Source organism: Thioalkalivibrio sp. ARh3, from assembly GCF_000377265.1.
In the GTDB taxonomy this organism is placed as follows: domain Bacteria; phylum Pseudomonadota; class Gammaproteobacteria; order Ectothiorhodospirales; family Ectothiorhodospiraceae; genus Thioalkalivibrio; species Thioalkalivibrio thiocyanoxidans.
The window spans coordinates 852,571-866,423 of the sequence record NZ_KB897947.1 but is presented as its reverse complement, the minus strand read 5'-3'; the positions used below and the strand labels follow the sequence as shown (position 1 = coordinate 866,423).

Genomic DNA, 13,853 nt, shown 5'->3' with positions numbered 1-13,853 from the left:
CCTACGCGTCGCTGCGACGGTCTCCGTAGCCACCGCCGCCGGGTGTGCGTATCTCGATCGCATCGCCTGGCTCTACATGGCGGCGATCGCAGGCGGACATCGGCTCCTGCGTGCCGTCCGCGCGCAGGATCACGTCCTCCCCCGGCGCGCCCGGCCCGCCACCGGCGATCCCGAACGGCGGCACCCGGCGACGGTTGGACAACAGCACGACCTCCATGGCCTGGTCGAAACCGAGCCGACGGATCACCCCGTCGCCGCCTGCATAACGCCCGTGCCCGCCAGAACCACACCGATAGGCGAAGCGTTCCACCCGTACCGGGAAGCGGCTCTCCAGCACCTCGGGATCGGTCAGCCGCGAGTTGGTCATGTGCGTCTGCACCGCACTGGCCCCGGCGTAATCCGGCCCCGCGCCGGCCCCGCCGGCGATCGTCTCGTAGTACTGGTAGTCGGCGTTGCCGAAGGTCAGGTTGTTCATCGTGCCCTGGGCCGCCGCCTGCACGCCCAGCGCCCCGAACAGGGCATCGGTGACCACCTGCGACGTCTCGACATTGCCGGCCACCACCGCGGCGGGCGGCGCCGGGTTCAGCAGGCCGTCCTCCGGAATGACCAGGTCGACCGGCGCCAGGCAGCCATCGTTCAGCGGGATCGCATCCTCCAGCAGGGTGCGCAGCACATACAGCACCGCCGCGCGCACGATGGAGCTCGGTGCGTTGAAGTTGTCCCCGCGTACCGCGCTGGTGCCAGTGAAGTCGATACGCAGGCGCCGGACAGCGGGATCAGGCGCGACACGCACCTGCACTTCGGCGCCATTGTCCATCGCGTACGCAAACCGGCCGGCCTCGAGTTTCGGGATCAGCCGCTCCACGGCCTCGGCCGCGTTGTCCAGCACGTGGCCCATGTAGGCGGTCACCATGGCCGCGCCGTATTCATCCAGTAGCCGGCCCAGCTCCTCCAGTCCCTTGCGGTTGGCCGCGACCTGGGCCTCGAGGTCGGCGAGGTTCTGATCGGGGTTGCGCGCCGGCCATGGCCCCTCGCCCAGCAGCGCGCGCAGGCGGTCGCTGTCGAATACCCCGTCGCGCACCAGCCGGGTGGGCGGGATCAGCACGCCCTCCTCCTCCAGGCAGGTGGAGAACGCGGGCATGGAGCCCGGGGTAATGCCGCCGACATCCGCGTGGTGCCCGCGCGAGGCGACGAAGAACGCGGGGGCGCCGGCCGCTGCAGACGCATCCTCGGTCACCTGTTCGTCGCTATCCAGGAACACTGGCGTGACCACGGTAATGTCCGGCAGGTGGGTGCCGCCGTTGTAGGGGTCGTTCAGCACGAAGGCATCGCCCGGGCGCAGGTCGCCGGCGAACGCCTCCACCACCGCCCGTACGCTGGCCCCCATGGAGCCGAGATGGACCGGCATGTGCGGGGCATTGGCGACCAGACGGCCCTTGGCGTCGAACAGCGCACAGGAGAAATCCAGGCGCTCCTTGATGTTCACCGAGTGCGCAGTGTTGCGCAGGGTGAAGCCCATCTGGTCGGCGATCGCCATGAAGCGGTTGTTGAACACCTCCAGCAGGATCGGATCGCGCGGGACGGCCTCGGGGCTTGTTGCCGCCGCGCCCGGACGCCGCGCGCTGCCCCGCTCGCGATCCAGCCGCAGGGTCCCGTCCGCCTCGATGCACCCGGCCCAGCCGGGCTCCAGCACCAGCGTCGCGGTCGGCTCGATCACGATGGCCGGACCGGCCAGGGTCATGCCGGGCTGCAGGGACTCCCGCCGGTACAGCGGCACATGGCGTTGTTCGCCGTCGATGACCATCGCGACCGTATCCGCCTCCGGCGCAGGCCCCTGGGCCGCCGCTGCCGCCATGCGCTCCGATGCGGTCTCCCTTGGGGTGGCGATCGCCTCGGCCGTCGCGATCGCCACCACCAGCTCGCGATCCGGTGGGGCAAAGCCGTAGCGCGCGCGGTAGGCCTCGGAAAAGGCGGCCATCAACGCCGCGGGCTCGCCCGCCGGCACCTCCAGCGCGGTGTCCGATCCGGCCAGGCGCAGGTGCAGCCGCCGCTCGATGCGCATGTCCTCCGCCGCCACACCCTGCTCCGCCAGCGCGGCGCGGGCGGCCTCGGCCTGTTCCGCCAGGGCAGACTCGATCGCCCCGGCGTGCTGATCGGTTAGCGGCCACTCGAGGCTGCGTTCGCGCAGGGCGCGCAACTCGCCCAGCCCCATGCCGTAGGCGGACAGCACGCCACCGAGCGGATGAAACAGGATGTGCCGCATGCCCAGCTGCTCCGCCACGCGGCAGGCGTGCTGCCCCCCGGCGCCACCGAAACAGACCAGCGCATAACGCGAGACGTCATGCCCGCGCTGCACCGAGATGGTCTTGATCGCCTGGGCCATATGCTCCACCGCGATCTGCAGCGCGCCCTCGGCCAGGCCCTCCGGGGTCGCGGGTTCTCCCGTCGCGGCCGCCACCTCGGCGGCCAGCTCCACGAACTGTCGGCGCACCGGTTCCGGATCCAGAGGACGGTCGCGATCCGGCCCGAACACCGCCGGGAAATACTCCGGGCGCAGCCGTCCCAGCAGCAGGTTGCAGTCGGTCACGGTCAGCGGCCCGCCCTGGCCGTAGCAGGCGGGTCCGGGCTGGGCGCCGGCGGACTCGGGTCCCACGCGCAGACGGATGCCATCGAAGCGGCAGATCGATCCGCCGCCGGCCGCGACCGTATGGATATCGAGCATGGGCACACGCAGCCGTGCACCGGCCACCTCGCTCTCCTGGCGGCGCTCCAGCGTCCCCGCCAGATGGGCCACATCGGTGGACGTGCCACCCATGTCGAAGGTGATCAGGCGTTCGAAGCCGAGCGGGCGGGCGGTCTTGAGTGCCCCGACGATCCCCCCGGCCGGGCCCGACAGGATCGCGTCGCGACCGCGAAACCGCGCCGCGTCCACCAGCCCGCCATGCGACTGCATGAAGCGCAGGGGCACGCGGCCCAGCTCGCCCGCGACCTGTTCGACATAGCGGCGGAGCACCGGCGAGAGATAGGCGTCGACCACCGTGGTCTCGCCGCGCGGGACGAGCTTGATCAGTGGGCTGGTCGCGTGGCTGGTCGCGACCTCGGCAAAGCCCAGTTCACGCGCCACCGAGGCGATCGCCTGCTCGTGCGCCGGGTAGCGATAGCCATGCAGACAGACAATGGCCACGCAGCGGATGCCGTCTGCCAGCGCCGCCCGCAGCCGCGGCCGCAGCGCGTCCAGATCGACCGGGATGAGGACCTCGCCGGCCGCATTCACCCGCTCGCGCACCGGCTCCACCCGCGCGTAGACCGGTGTCGGCAGGCGGATCTCGCGGGCGAACAGCTCGGGGCGCGCCTGATGGCCGATCGCCAGCGCATCCTCCAGCCCCTCGGTGATCACCAGCAGCGTGGGCTCCCCCTTGCGCTCGAGCAGGGCGTTGGTGGCCACGGTTGTGCCCATGCGCACCTCGTGTACCACGCCCTCCGGAATGGATGCTTCGGCCGGGAGCTCCAGCAGATCGCGAATTCCCTGCACGGCCGCATCGCGGTAGGCCTCCGGGTTCTCCGACAGCAGTTTGCGGGTGTGCAGGCGCCCCGCCGGATCACGTGCGACCAGGTCGGTGAACGTCCCGCCCCGGTCCACCCAGAAATGCCAGTCTTTCGCCACTGTGGCTTGAGTCATGTCCACCGCTCTGGTTTGATCGCCCGAACTCGCGCCCCGCGGCCCGGTCGCAGGCTCCGTAATCGTCGAGCCGCCAAGGAAGCGCTGAATAAAGCCATCCTGGCTTTTTCAGCGCACGCGGCGCTACAAACGCGGTTTGCAGCTTGCTTCGGAATCAACCACCTGCGGTGGTCGATTCCGGCGGCACGTCCCTGTGCCGCAACGAAACGCTGATAGATCAACGTTTCCCTAAACGAAGGAATATCGCGCATGGACCCCATTACCCACGCCAGTCTCGGCGCCGTGATCGGCGGCCTCACCCTCGGCTCCCGCCTGGGGCGCAAGGCCGTAGTGCTGGGGGCCGGTGTCGCGCTGCTGCCCGACCTGGACGCGTTCATAGCTTACGGGGACGCGGTATCCGAGTTCATCCACCACCGGGGCTTTACCCACTCCTGGCTGGTGCAGTTGCTGGTGGCTACCGGCGTCGCGGGGCTGCTCGCAAAGATCCCGGCGACGCGGGAGATCGGCTTTGGCCGCTGGTGGCTGTTCTTCTTCCTGATCTGGGCCACGCACTCGCTGAACGACCTGCTGACCACCTACGGCACCCAGGTGCTCTGGCCGCTGCCGGTCGGCCCCCTGTCCACGGGCTCGATCTTCGTGATCGACCCGTTCTACACCCTGCCGCTGCTGGTCGCGGCGGTCGGCGCGCTGTTCTACCGCTTCGCCCCGCGCCTGCTGGTCGCCGGGCTCGTGCTGTCGACCGTCTATGCTGGCTCCGGCCTCGCACTGAAGGCGTGGATCGACCACCGCATCCAGCCCGCGCTGGCCGCAATGGAGCTGGACGACCAGCCGCGCCTGATCCAGCCGACGCCGTTCAACCTGCTGCTGTGGCGGATCACGGTCATCAACGACGACGAGTTCCTGGATGCCTGGGTCGGCATCTTCGACGAGCCGATCCGGCCCGACTTCGAACGCTTCGAACGCGGCGACCAGGAGCTTCGCGAGGCCGCGCTGGCCCTGGACGACGGGCAGCGCCTGCAGTGGTTCTCCGGCGATTTCCTGCGCTTTCATCGCGCCACGCATGACGAGGGCCCCGACCGGCTCGTGGTCACCGACATCCGCCTGGGGGTCCCCGGCTTCTTCCCGTTCGGCTTCGAGATCGCGGAGGAGCGCAACGGCGACTGGGAGCCGATTACCTCGCGTGCAATCGGCGAACTGCCCCGGCGCGACAGCCTCGATGCCCTCGGCGGCATGCTGCAGCGGATCGTCGATCCCGAGGGTGCGCCCTGCATCATGGACCTGGGCGATCCGGCCTACGCGATCACCGAGCCGCCCCCGCGCTGCCGCATGGATGGACGCACGTCGCCTCCCGCCGGGGGCGCGCACGACATGCCGTGAGTCAGGGCGAAGCCATGATGCCCGGGGTGCCCGGCCCGCCACCGGCCTGCGAACTGTGCGGCCGGTCGATGGACGACCTGACACGACATCACCTGATCCCGCGCAAGCAACACCGGCGCAAGCGCATCCGGCGCCTGTTCAGTCGCAGCGAGCGCGAACAGCGGATCCTCTGGGTTTGTCGCCCCTGCCACGACCACATCCACAAGCACTTTGACGAGCAGACCCTGGCCGAGCGTCTGAACACCGCGGAGGCACTGCTCGCCGAGCCGGTCGTGCAGGACTTCGCCGTCTGGATCGCGCGCCACCCGCCCGGCTTCAAGCCGCGTAGCTAGGGAGACGCTGACTTAATCGCACGTCCGCGCTCGAGTCGCTTTTGCGTGCGAACAAGGCGCGGTGACTGCCGTGCAGTCATTCTGCACAAAGGAGCCGCAACGCTGTGCGCGCGCAAAAGCGGCCGAGCCCCTGCGTTCAATGGCTTGTGGGGTTGGTGCCCCCTGTTCCCCGATCCTTCGTTGCGCCGCTTGCGGGTAGAACCACTACCCGCTGCGCGACGCGCCTTGTCTCGGAAAACAGGGGGCACCAACGCGGACGTGCGATTAAATCAGCGTCTCCCTAAAGCAGCTGGATCTTAGAGCTCCCGCAGCCCCAGTACGTCCTGCATGTCGTACAGGCCGTGTTCGGCACCAGCCAGCCATACCGCCGCACGCACCGCCCCCGAGGCGAAAATCCCGCGGTTGGAGGCCTTGTGGGTGATCTCGATGCGTTCCCCCTCGCCGGCGAACAGCGCGGTGTGTTCGCCCACGATGTCGCCGGCACGCACGGTCGCGAACCCGATGGTGCGCCGGTCACGCGCCCCGGTCTGGCCCTCGCGGCCGTAGACGGCGTCGTGCTCCAGGTCGCGCCCCAGGACCTCGGCCACCACCCGGCCGAGCTTCAGGGCCGTGCCCGAGGGGGCATCCACCTTGTGCCGGTGGTGCGCCTCGAGGATCTCGACATCCACGCTGTCGCCCAGTGCGCGGGCGGCCAGCTCCACCAGCTTGAAGGTCAGGTTCACACCGACGCTCATGTTCGGCGCATAGACGATGCGCATCGCCCCGGCCGCGTCACGCAGCCGCTGCTCCTGCGCGGCATCCAGGCCCGTGGTACCGATCACCAGCGCCTTGCCGTGCGCGCGGCACAGATCCAGGTGCTGCATGGTCGCCGCGGGGCTGGTGAAGTCGATCAGCACGTCGAAGTCATCGGCCACGGTCGCCAGGTCCTCGACCAGCTGGACCGGGGCCGCAGATCCCACCGGCGTACCGAGATACTCGCTGCCCGGCCGCTCGCTCGCTGCCCCCAGCGTGCCTTCGGGGTGATCCTCGACGGCCTGCACCAGGTTTTGCCCCATGCGCCCGGCGGCGCCTGCCACTGCCACTCGAATCATTGCCGTGTTCCCTTCGTTTCTGTTCATTCCCAGCCCGCGAAGACTACGGAAGATCCCGGGCATACGCGAGGAAGACCCCGTGGCCGCCGGATTCGAACTCCAGCCAGATCAGGGGCAGGTCAGGGAAGGCCTCCTCCACCGCAGGCTGGCTGTTGCCGACCTCGACGATCAGCGCGCCGTCCTCGGTCAGATGGCGGCGCGCATCCGCCAGGATGCGGCGCACGAGGTCGAGCCCGTCCTCGCCGGCGGCCAGGCCCAGTTCGGGTTCGTGGCGGTACTCTTGCGGCAACTCGGCCATGTCGCGGGCATCGACATAGGGCGGATTGCTCACGATCAGGTCGTAGCGATCCTCCGGCCCCAGCGCCTCGAAGACATCGGAGTGCCGCAGCTGCACGCGGTCGCCGACGTCATGGCGCTCGATGTTGCGCGCCGCGACGGCCAGCGCCGGTTCGGAGACGTCACTCAGATCGACCTGTGCCTGCGGCAGGGCCAGCGCCGTGGCGATGCCGATGCAGCCGCCACCCGTGCACAGATCCAGCACGCGCTCGACCGACTCGGCCTCGATCCACGGCTCGAAGCCGACCGCGATCAACTCCGCCAGGGGCGAGCGCGGCACCAGTACATGCTCGTCGACAAAGAACGGCAGCCCGGCAAACCAGGCCTCGCCGGTCAGATAGGCCGCCGGCTTGCGTGTCTCGATGCGCGTGCGCAGCACCGCAATCACCCGCGTGCGTTCGGCCTCGCTCAGGTTCGACGACCACCAACTCTCGGGCAGATCCAGCGGCAGATGCAGCGCATGCAGCACCAGCCAGGCGGCCTCGTCGAAGGCGTTGTCCGTCCCGTGGCCGAAGCTCAGCCCGGCCGCGCGAAACTGGCTCGCGCCAAAGCGGATGAAGTCGCGCAGCGTGCGCAGTCCTGTGGTGGATTCCATCTGGGCCTTTCCCATTGGCGTGGGGGCCGTCATCATACCGGCTCGCTATCATCCCGTGCGCCCGAACCGAGTATCCCGATGAGTGCCATTGATCCCTGGCTGGCCCGAACTTCCCACCTGCTGCCGCAGCACGCGATGTCCCGGGTGGTGCACCGCCTGGCGCGGATCGAAAGCCCGCGCGTCCAGCCGCTACTGCGCTGGTTCGTGCGCCATTACGGGCTGAACATGGACGAGGCGGTGGAACCCGACATTGCGGCCTACCCCAGTTTCAATGCCCTGTTCACGCGGGCGCTGCGCGAGGACGCCCGCCCCCTGGCGGGTGACGACAACACGGTCGTCAGCCCCGCCGATTCCCGGGTCAGCGCGGCCGGACGCATCGAGGCCGGCCAGATCTTTCAGGCCAAGGGCCATCACTACACGGTGCTGGAGCTTCTGGGCGGGGAAGAAGACCTTGCCGAACCGTTTCGGCATGGCCACTTCGTGACGCTCTATCTGTCGCCGCGGCATTACCACCGGCTGCACATGCCGCTGACCGGCACGCTGACCCACATGCTGCATGTGCCCGGTCGGCTGTTCTCGGTCGCACCGCGCATCGTGCGCCATGTCCCGCGCCTGTATGCCCGCAACGAGCGCGTGGTGGCCTGCTTCGACACGCATTTCGGGCCGATGGCCGTCGCCCTGATCGGGGCCCAGAACGTCGGCTCGATCGAGACGGTCTGGGCGGGCGAGGTGACGCCCCCGGCCGGGCAGCCCTACAGCTGCAGCGAATACCCGGATCGCGACATCACGCTCGAGCGCGGGGCCGAGATGGGGCGCTTCAACCTCGGCTCGTCGGTGGTCCTGCTGCTGCCGGATCATCCGCTGGAGCTGGGGGCGCACCTGACGCCGGAGACCGAGGTGCAGGTTCGCGGCGCCCTCGGCCGTTTCTACTAGCCTCCGCCTGCCGGCCGGTTTCCGCACCAGTGCCTTACTATGCAGCCCCGCCTGTGGTCAATTGCCAGCGCCGATGAGGCTGGGCCTGGTTCGGCATCCGGGGTTTACGTGCCTTCGGTCCGCATACTGCCGTGCGCTCACTCGCGAGCGCGCCGCGAGGTACTTTCTTGCTTGCCCAAGAAAGTACCCAAAGAAGGGCACCCGGATTCCGCCCGGGGACCTTGCTCCAGGGCCCTCGGGCCGGCGGCGCTGAAACTCGCTGCGCTACGCTCCGCTCAGACAGTCAGCGCCTCTCTTCCGGCCCGAGGACCCTTCCGCAAGGGGCTTCATACGGGGGGATAAGGTCAAGACAACGGCGGTCCTGACGCTCGTGCCAATGGATGGAGGCAAGGTATTCCGACATCCTGGGCACGCGCGGCCTGCGGCCCTGGCGTGCCGCGCCCGCCAGCGGGCGCCAAGACCCATCGTAGGATGTGATGAGCGCAGCGAATCGCATCAGGATTAACCCCGACGTCGGAGCGGTGCGTTTCGCTGCGCTCAACGGCACCCTACGGCATACGGGATAGCCAGAAGCGCTGGAACACGACTGGTTTTGACCTTCCCTCCCGATATGAGCCCCTTGTGGAGGGCGTGACAGGCCGGGAGAAGGCGCTGACTGTCTGAGCGGAGCGACAGCGCAGCGAGTTTCAGCGCCGCCGGCCTGGCGCGTCCGGAGCAAGGTCCCCGGGCGAATCCCGGGCGTGTTTCTTGGTTACTTCTTTGCACGAGCAAAGAAGTAACTCGGGGTGCGCTCGCGAGTGAGCGCTTGGCGGGCGGCGGACCGAAACCACCGTAAACACTGAAAGACGAACCAGGCCCAGCCCTAGAGCGCAGGGCGCGACGAAGCGCGGTCAGTCGTGGGCGGCGGCGGGCGGCAGCTGGATGAAATGCTCGCGGTAGACGCGGAGTTCGTCGATGGAGTCGCGGATGTCCTGCAGCGCCTGGTGCGAGGCGTTCTTCTGCAGCTTCGAGAGAACGTCCGGTGCCCAGCGCCGGGCCAGCTCCTTGAGCGTGGAGACGTCCAGGTTGCGGTAGTGGAAATAGGCCTCCAGCTCCGGCATCAGGCGCGCCATGAAACGCCGATCCTGGCAGATGGAGTTCCCGCACATCGGCGAGGCCCCCTTCGGAACATAGTCGGACAGGAAGTCGATGGTCTCGCGCTCGGCGGCGGCCGCATCCGTACTGCTGTGACGGATGCGCTCGATCAGGCCGGAGGCCCCATGCGTGCTCCGATTCCATTCGTCCATCGCATCCAGCACATCGGGCGGCTGGTAGATCGCGAGGACCGGCCCCTCCGCCAGGATATTCAGCTCCTTGTCGGTGATGATGGTCGCTACCTCGATGATGCGGTCGTTCTGGGGATCCAGCCCGGTCATCTCGAGGTCGATCCAGATCAGGTTTTCGGCGCTCGCTGCCATGCCCGCTCCTTTCCTGTGCGCTCGAAGTCTATCATCATGGTTCAGGTCGCCGCTGACGGTATTGCGCAGCCATGCCATTCGATCGGCGTCTTCCCGGGGCCCTGCGGCCCCGCTGGACCCATCCCCACAGAGGAGGGAATCATGCGACTGATCACCACAAGCCTTGCCGCCCTGACACTGGGACTCGGACTGCCCCTGGGTACCGTGCACGCGGATGACATCCAGAAGGGCAACAACCTGCATCAGGACAACTGCATCAGCTGTCATGCCGACATGGTCGGTGGCGACGGTACCGACCTGTACACGCGCGACAATCGGATTGTCGGCGACTACGACCACCTCGTGCGGCAGGTGAACAACTGCAACGCGCAACTGGGCACCAACTGGTTTGACGACGAGATCAACGCGGTGGTGGCCTACCTCAATTCGGAGTACTACCAGTTCGATGAGTGATCTAAAGACCAAGCACTGCCAGGCCTGCGAAGGATTTACCGAGCCGATGTCACGCGAGGACGCCGAGCGCGGTCTCGGCCAGCTGGACGGCCACTGGGGCATCGACGAGGCCGGCCACAGCATCCAGCGAAGCTTCAAGTTCAAGAACTTCCACGAGACCATGGCATTCGTGAACGCGGTGGCCTGGATCGCACATATCGAGGACCACCACCCGGACATGGCGGTGGGCTACAACCGCTGCTCGGTGCAGTTCTCGACCCACGCGGTGGGCGGTCTGACGGAAAACGACTTTATCTGCGCCGCCCGCATCGATGCGTTGTTCGACTAGCCCGCTGACTGGCACGAAACCGGCACCGACCGGTCCGCACTCTTGAGCCGGACCGGTCGGGTTCATGCCCGGCACAACCAGATGGCCGACATCGCGGCGCCGGAGGACGCGGAGCCGCGCCGAATCCGCCTGCACCGGCGCCTGAAGGATCTCGCCTGTGGTGATCGCGTGGAGCTGGACGCGGGCGGCGAGCAGGTTCAGCGGCGCCTGCCCCGGGATAACACCCTGGTGCGCCAGGACGGCTTTGGCCGACGCAAGGTCATCGCGGCCAACATCGACACCGTCTGGATCGTGATCGCACCCTCTCCAATGCCGGCGCGCTACCTGATCGACCGCTTCCTGGTCGCGGTGTACAACCTGCCGGCACGGCCACGGATCCTGGTGAACAAGCAGGACACGGGACCTGCCGCGCCCTCGGAGTGGCTGGCCCCCTACGCCCATCTGGACCTGGACCCCCTGCATGTCAGTGCCCGCAGCGGCTACGGACTGGACGCCCTGGCCGAGGCCGCCCGGGGGCATACCAATATCCTGATCGGGCAGTCGGGTGTGGGCAAGTCCTCGCTGATCGCCGCGCTGCTGGAGCGCCATGGCAGCGGCGAGATCAAGCTTCCGGAAACAGGGGATCTCGCCGCATCCGGCGAGGGCCGCCACACGACGGTCACGGCGCAGTGGTATCCACTGACGGGGGGTGGTGCCTGGATCGACTCGCCGGGCGTGCGCGACTTTACGCCGGAACTGGAATCCATCGACGCGCTGGTGCGCGGGTTTCCGGATATCGAGGCGCTTGGCGAGGGTTGCCGTTTCCGCAACTGCCGCCACCAGACCGAACCCGACTGCGCGGTACGGGACGCCGTTGATCAAGGCCCCCTGCCTGCTGCACGGCTCGATGCCTGGAATGCGCTATTGGAGACGCTGGAGAAACACTGATTCTCCGAGCAACCCCGGCAGAACGACTAGAACGTCAGTCCCATCTCCACGCCGACCACCGAGGATGACGGGTCGCGGGTGCTCTCGAAATCGAGGCGGTCGGACATCCAGTCGCTTGAGGTATTCAGCGAGTAGTCGTCGTAGTACAGGCTCAGCGACAGTTCGGACTGGTTCTGCAGACGCAGACGGCTGTCGATGCTGAGATAACCCGCGCTACGACCGAGCTCGCGATGACGGGTCCCGTAGCCAAAACCCAGTGCATCATCCTCGCCCGCCAGCGACTGGCGCACGCCGACCCGGAACTGGCTGTCAAAGCGGCCGGACGCAAAGGTCGGCCCAAAGCTGAAGTCGGTGAAATAGGCCGTGGACTCGCTCTCCGGGCCCAGGTCGGACCATCCCGGACGGGTCTCCATGCCCAGCCCCAGATTCAGGCCATAGCCGAATCCGGCACCCAGCTCCTGGTGATAGGCCCCTTCCACCTCGAACAGGCGGCTGGAGAGGACGCCCATACTGGACTCCTCACCGGGCAGGCCACCGGTGGTCTCGGTGCGCAACGTCAGCTGATAGCGCCAGTCGCGACTCGCCGAGGCGGGCTCCGGGTCGGTCATCGGCAGGACGTTCGGCGCAGAGCGGCCCGCACCACCGACCGGCTCCATGCCCACCGGGTCCACCACGGTCCCGCGCTCGGATTCGTACTCGGCTTCATCGACACGATCCGGGTCGCCAAGCGTCGACTCGGTACTCGTGGGGGTATACGTCAGGGAATAACGGTCATCGGCGTGCGCCACGCTGGTCGCGGCGAAGCCGAACCACACGGCCAGCGCTAGCGGTGCCAGCGCGTACGGCACGCGAGCAGGCACCAGCCTCGGGCTGTTGCCTCGCGCTGCTTGCCTGGCTTCACCGTGATGATTCCGTCGCGTCACGCCGTATCGTCCGTGTTGTGTTCTCTCGATCAGCCCGGGGGCCAGCTCAGCGCGCGACCGCCCAGTACGTGCATGTGTACATGGTAGACCGTCTGGCCACCGTCTTGGTTGCAGTTCATCACGGTTCGATAACCGTTTTCCGCAAATCCGCGATCGCGTGCGATCTGTGCCGCAACATGCGCCATGTGCCCAATGACCGGCGCCGTCTCGGCGGTGAGTTCGTTCAGGGTGGCGATGTGCTGTTTCGGGATCACCAGCACATGCGTCGGGGCCTGGGGATTCAGGTCTTCGAAGGCCAGAACCTGGTCGTCCTCGAACACGACCTTCGCCGGGATCTCCCCCGCGACGATCTTGCAAAAGATGCAGTCGGCCATCTTCTTCTCCTAAACGACGCGCGGATTTATATCAGGGAATGGTAATGGCTTCAACGCGCCAACGGCGCAGGCGGCTCAGTACTCGCGACGCCCGGACAGGGCATGCGCAAGGGTGCCCGCATCGATGTACTCGAGCTCGCCGCCGGTAGGGATCCCCTGCGCGATGCGCGTGGCACGAATGCCGTGACGCGCGGCCATTTCGGCCAGGTAGTGCGCGGTGACCTCGCCCTCGACCGAGGTATTGGTCGCCAGGATCAGCTCGCGCACGCCATCCTCCTGCAGACGCGCTTCCAGCCGATCCAGCCCCAGCTCTTCGGGGCCAATACCGTCCAGCGGCGACAGCCGGCCCAGCAGGACGTGGAAGCGGCCGGTGAAGTCGGTCGCCGACTCGATGGCCATCACATCGCCCGGACTCTCGACCACGCAGACCACGCCCGGGTCGCGTTCGGGATCGGCGCAACGAGAACAGACCTCGGCCGTGGTCAGCGTACGGCACACCTGGCAGTGCCCGACGCGCTCGACCGCCTGATCGACTGCGCGCGCCAGCCGGCGCGCACCGTCACGGTCACGCTCCAGCAAGTGCAGCGCCATGCGCCGCGCGGATTTGGCACCGATGCCCGGCAGGCATCGCAGCGCCTGCACCAGCTCGTCGAGTTCAGCGTCCATTCGGGATCGGGACAGACGCGGTCAGAACGGCAGCTTCATCCCGGCCGGCAGGCCCATGCCCTGGGTCAGGCTGCCCATGCGCTCCTGGGTGGTGGACTCGACCTTCTGCACGGCGTCATTGATGGCCGCGGCCACCAGGTCCTCGATCATGTCGCGGTCGTCATCCAGCAGGCTGGGGTCGATCTTGACCCGACGCACCGCGTACTTGCCGGTCATGACAACGCTGACCAGACCGCCACCCGCCTGGCCCTCGATCTCCATCTCGGCCAGTTCGGCCTGCACCTTCTGCATGTCTTCCTGCATCTTCTGGGCCTGTTTCATCAGGCCACCCATGCCACCTTTCATCATGTTTTCACTCTCCTGCCCCACGCCTCGCGCGGGG

The 13,853-nt window shown here is 67.7% G+C and carries 14 protein-coding genes; 6 read left to right on the top strand and 8 right to left on the bottom strand.

The features are described from left to right. Position 1 precedes the first annotated feature (1 nt). Positions 2-3,679: a hydantoinase B/oxoprolinase family protein gene (locus C995_RS0104100; protein ID WP_026278936.1), complete on the bottom strand. Its 3,678-nt coding sequence runs from the start codon at positions 3,677-3,679 to the stop codon at positions 2-4. Between the two features lie 249 nt (positions 3,680-3,928). Between C995_RS0104100 and C995_RS0104095 the strand changes: the two genes are divergently transcribed. Both C995_RS0104095 and C995_RS0104090 read left to right on the top strand, forming a co-directional pair. Next, on the top strand, positions 3,929-5,056 hold the full coding sequence (locus C995_RS0104095; protein ID WP_018863725.1) for a metal-dependent hydrolase: 1,128 nt from the start codon (positions 3,929-3,931) through the stop codon (positions 5,054-5,056). Positions 5,057-5,070: 14 nt separating this feature from the next. Further along, entirely contained in the window at positions 5,071-5,388 is a 318-nt protein-coding gene (locus C995_RS0104090; RefSeq protein ID WP_026278935.1) for a hypothetical protein, read from the top strand. Between the two features lie 296 nt (positions 5,389-5,684). Here the strand turns inward: C995_RS0104090 and dapB are convergent, their stop codons facing one another. Beyond that, positions 5,685-6,479 carry a 4-hydroxy-tetrahydrodipicolinate reductase gene (gene dapB, locus C995_RS0104085; protein WP_018863723.1) on the bottom strand — a complete coding sequence of 265 codons (795 nt, stop codon included), beginning with the start codon at positions 6,477-6,479 and terminating at the stop codon, positions 5,685-5,687. Between the two features lie 43 nt (positions 6,480-6,522). After that, entirely contained in the window at positions 6,523-7,410 is an 888-nt protein-coding gene (prmB, locus tag C995_RS0104080; RefSeq protein ID WP_026278934.1) for a 50S ribosomal protein L3 N(5)-glutamine methyltransferase, read from the bottom strand. Between the two features lie 78 nt (positions 7,411-7,488). On the opposite strand from prmB, the gene asd reads away from it, so the two are divergent. Continuing rightward, positions 7,489-8,343 carry an archaetidylserine decarboxylase gene (gene asd / locus C995_RS0104075; protein WP_018863721.1) on the top strand — a complete coding sequence of 285 codons (855 nt, stop codon included), beginning with the start codon at positions 7,489-7,491 and terminating at the stop codon, positions 8,341-8,343. A gap of 890 nt (positions 8,344-9,233) precedes the next feature. On the opposite strand, the gene orn is transcribed toward asd, so the two are convergent. Continuing rightward, a complete protein-coding gene (gene orn / locus C995_RS0104070; RefSeq protein WP_018863720.1) occupies positions 9,234-9,800 on the bottom strand; it encodes an oligoribonuclease in 567 nt (188 codons plus the stop codon). Positions 9,801-9,941: 141 nt separating this feature from the next. On the opposite strand from orn, the gene C995_RS0104065 reads away from it, so the two are divergent. The 3 genes from C995_RS0104065 (at position 9,942) to rsgA (ending at position 11,508) form a co-directional block, all read left to right on the top strand. After that, positions 9,942-10,253, top strand: a complete 312-nt coding sequence (locus tag C995_RS0104065) for a cytochrome c (RefSeq protein WP_018863719.1) — start codon at positions 9,942-9,944, stop codon at positions 10,251-10,253. Next, entirely contained in the window at positions 10,246-10,581 is a 336-nt protein-coding gene (locus tag C995_RS0104060) for a 4a-hydroxytetrahydrobiopterin dehydratase (protein WP_018863718.1), read from the top strand. The genes C995_RS0104065 and C995_RS0104060 overlap by 8 nt, the downstream gene beginning before the upstream one ends. Before the next feature lie 81 nt (positions 10,582-10,662). Next, a complete protein-coding gene (gene rsgA, locus C995_RS0104055) occupies positions 10,663-11,508 on the top strand; it encodes a ribosome small subunit-dependent GTPase A (protein WP_018863717.1) in 846 nt (281 codons plus the stop codon). Between the two features lie 26 nt (positions 11,509-11,534). On the opposite strand, the gene C995_RS0104050 is transcribed toward rsgA, so the two are convergent. The 4 genes from C995_RS0104050 to C995_RS0104035 form a co-directional block, all read right to left on the bottom strand. Next, positions 11,535-12,356, bottom strand: a complete 822-nt coding sequence (locus C995_RS0104050) for a hypothetical protein (protein WP_018863716.1) — start codon at positions 12,354-12,356, stop codon at positions 11,535-11,537. A 104-nt stretch (positions 12,357-12,460) separates the two neighbouring features. Beyond that, positions 12,461-12,805, bottom strand: coding sequence for a histidine triad nucleotide-binding protein (locus C995_RS0104045; RefSeq protein WP_012983218.1), 345 nt, complete (start codon positions 12,803-12,805; stop codon positions 12,461-12,463). Positions 12,806-12,880: 75 nt separating this feature from the next. After that, positions 12,881-13,471, bottom strand: a complete 591-nt coding sequence (recR, locus tag C995_RS0104040) for a recombination mediator RecR (protein WP_018863715.1) — start codon at positions 13,469-13,471, stop codon at positions 12,881-12,883. A 21-nt stretch (positions 13,472-13,492) separates the two neighbouring features. Further along, entirely contained in the window at positions 13,493-13,819 is a 327-nt protein-coding gene (locus tag C995_RS0104035) for a YbaB/EbfC family nucleoid-associated protein (RefSeq protein WP_018863714.1), read from the bottom strand. Positions 13,820-13,853 lie beyond the last annotated feature (34 nt).

What these genes read in the sequence shown, in the direction of transcription:
- prmB (WP_026278934.1), bottom strand. Translation starts at nt 7,410, where the DNA reads ATGGAATCCACCACAGGACTGCGCACGCTGCGCGACTTCATCCGCTTT.
- recR (WP_018863715.1), bottom strand. Translation starts at nt 13,471, where the DNA reads ATGGACGCTGAACTCGACGAGCTGGTGCAGGCGCTGCGATGCCTGCCG.
- C995_RS0104065 (WP_018863719.1), top strand. Translation starts at nt 9,942, where the DNA reads ATGCGACTGATCACCACAAGCCTTGCCGCCCTGACACTGGGACTCGGA.
- C995_RS0104095 (WP_018863725.1), top strand. Translation starts at nt 3,929, where the DNA reads ATGGACCCCATTACCCACGCCAGTCTCGGCGCCGTGATCGGCGGCCTC.
- orn (WP_018863720.1), bottom strand. Translation starts at nt 9,800, where the DNA reads ATGGCAGCGAGCGCCGAAAACCTGATCTGGATCGACCTCGAGATGACC.
- rsgA (WP_018863717.1), top strand. Translation starts at nt 10,663, where the DNA reads ATGGCCGACATCGCGGCGCCGGAGGACGCGGAGCCGCGCCGAATCCGC.
- dapB (WP_018863723.1), bottom strand. Translation starts at nt 6,479, where the DNA reads ATGATTCGAGTGGCAGTGGCAGGCGCCGCCGGGCGCATGGGGCAAAAC.
- C995_RS0104045 (WP_012983218.1), bottom strand. Translation starts at nt 12,805, where the DNA reads ATGGCCGACTGCATCTTTTGCAAGATCGTCGCGGGGGAGATCCCGGCG.
- asd (WP_018863721.1), top strand. Translation starts at nt 7,489, where the DNA reads ATGAGTGCCATTGATCCCTGGCTGGCCCGAACTTCCCACCTGCTGCCG.
- C995_RS0104035 (WP_018863714.1), bottom strand. Translation starts at nt 13,819, where the DNA reads ATGATGAAAGGTGGCATGGGTGGCCTGATGAAACAGGCCCAGAAGATG.
- C995_RS0104090 (WP_026278935.1), top strand. Translation starts at nt 5,071, where the DNA reads ATGATGCCCGGGGTGCCCGGCCCGCCACCGGCCTGCGAACTGTGCGGC.
- C995_RS0104060 (WP_018863718.1), top strand. Translation starts at nt 10,246, where the DNA reads ATGAGTGATCTAAAGACCAAGCACTGCCAGGCCTGCGAAGGATTTACC.
- C995_RS0104100 (WP_026278936.1), bottom strand. Translation starts at nt 3,679, where the DNA reads ATGACTCAAGCCACAGTGGCGAAAGACTGGCATTTCTGGGTGGACCGG.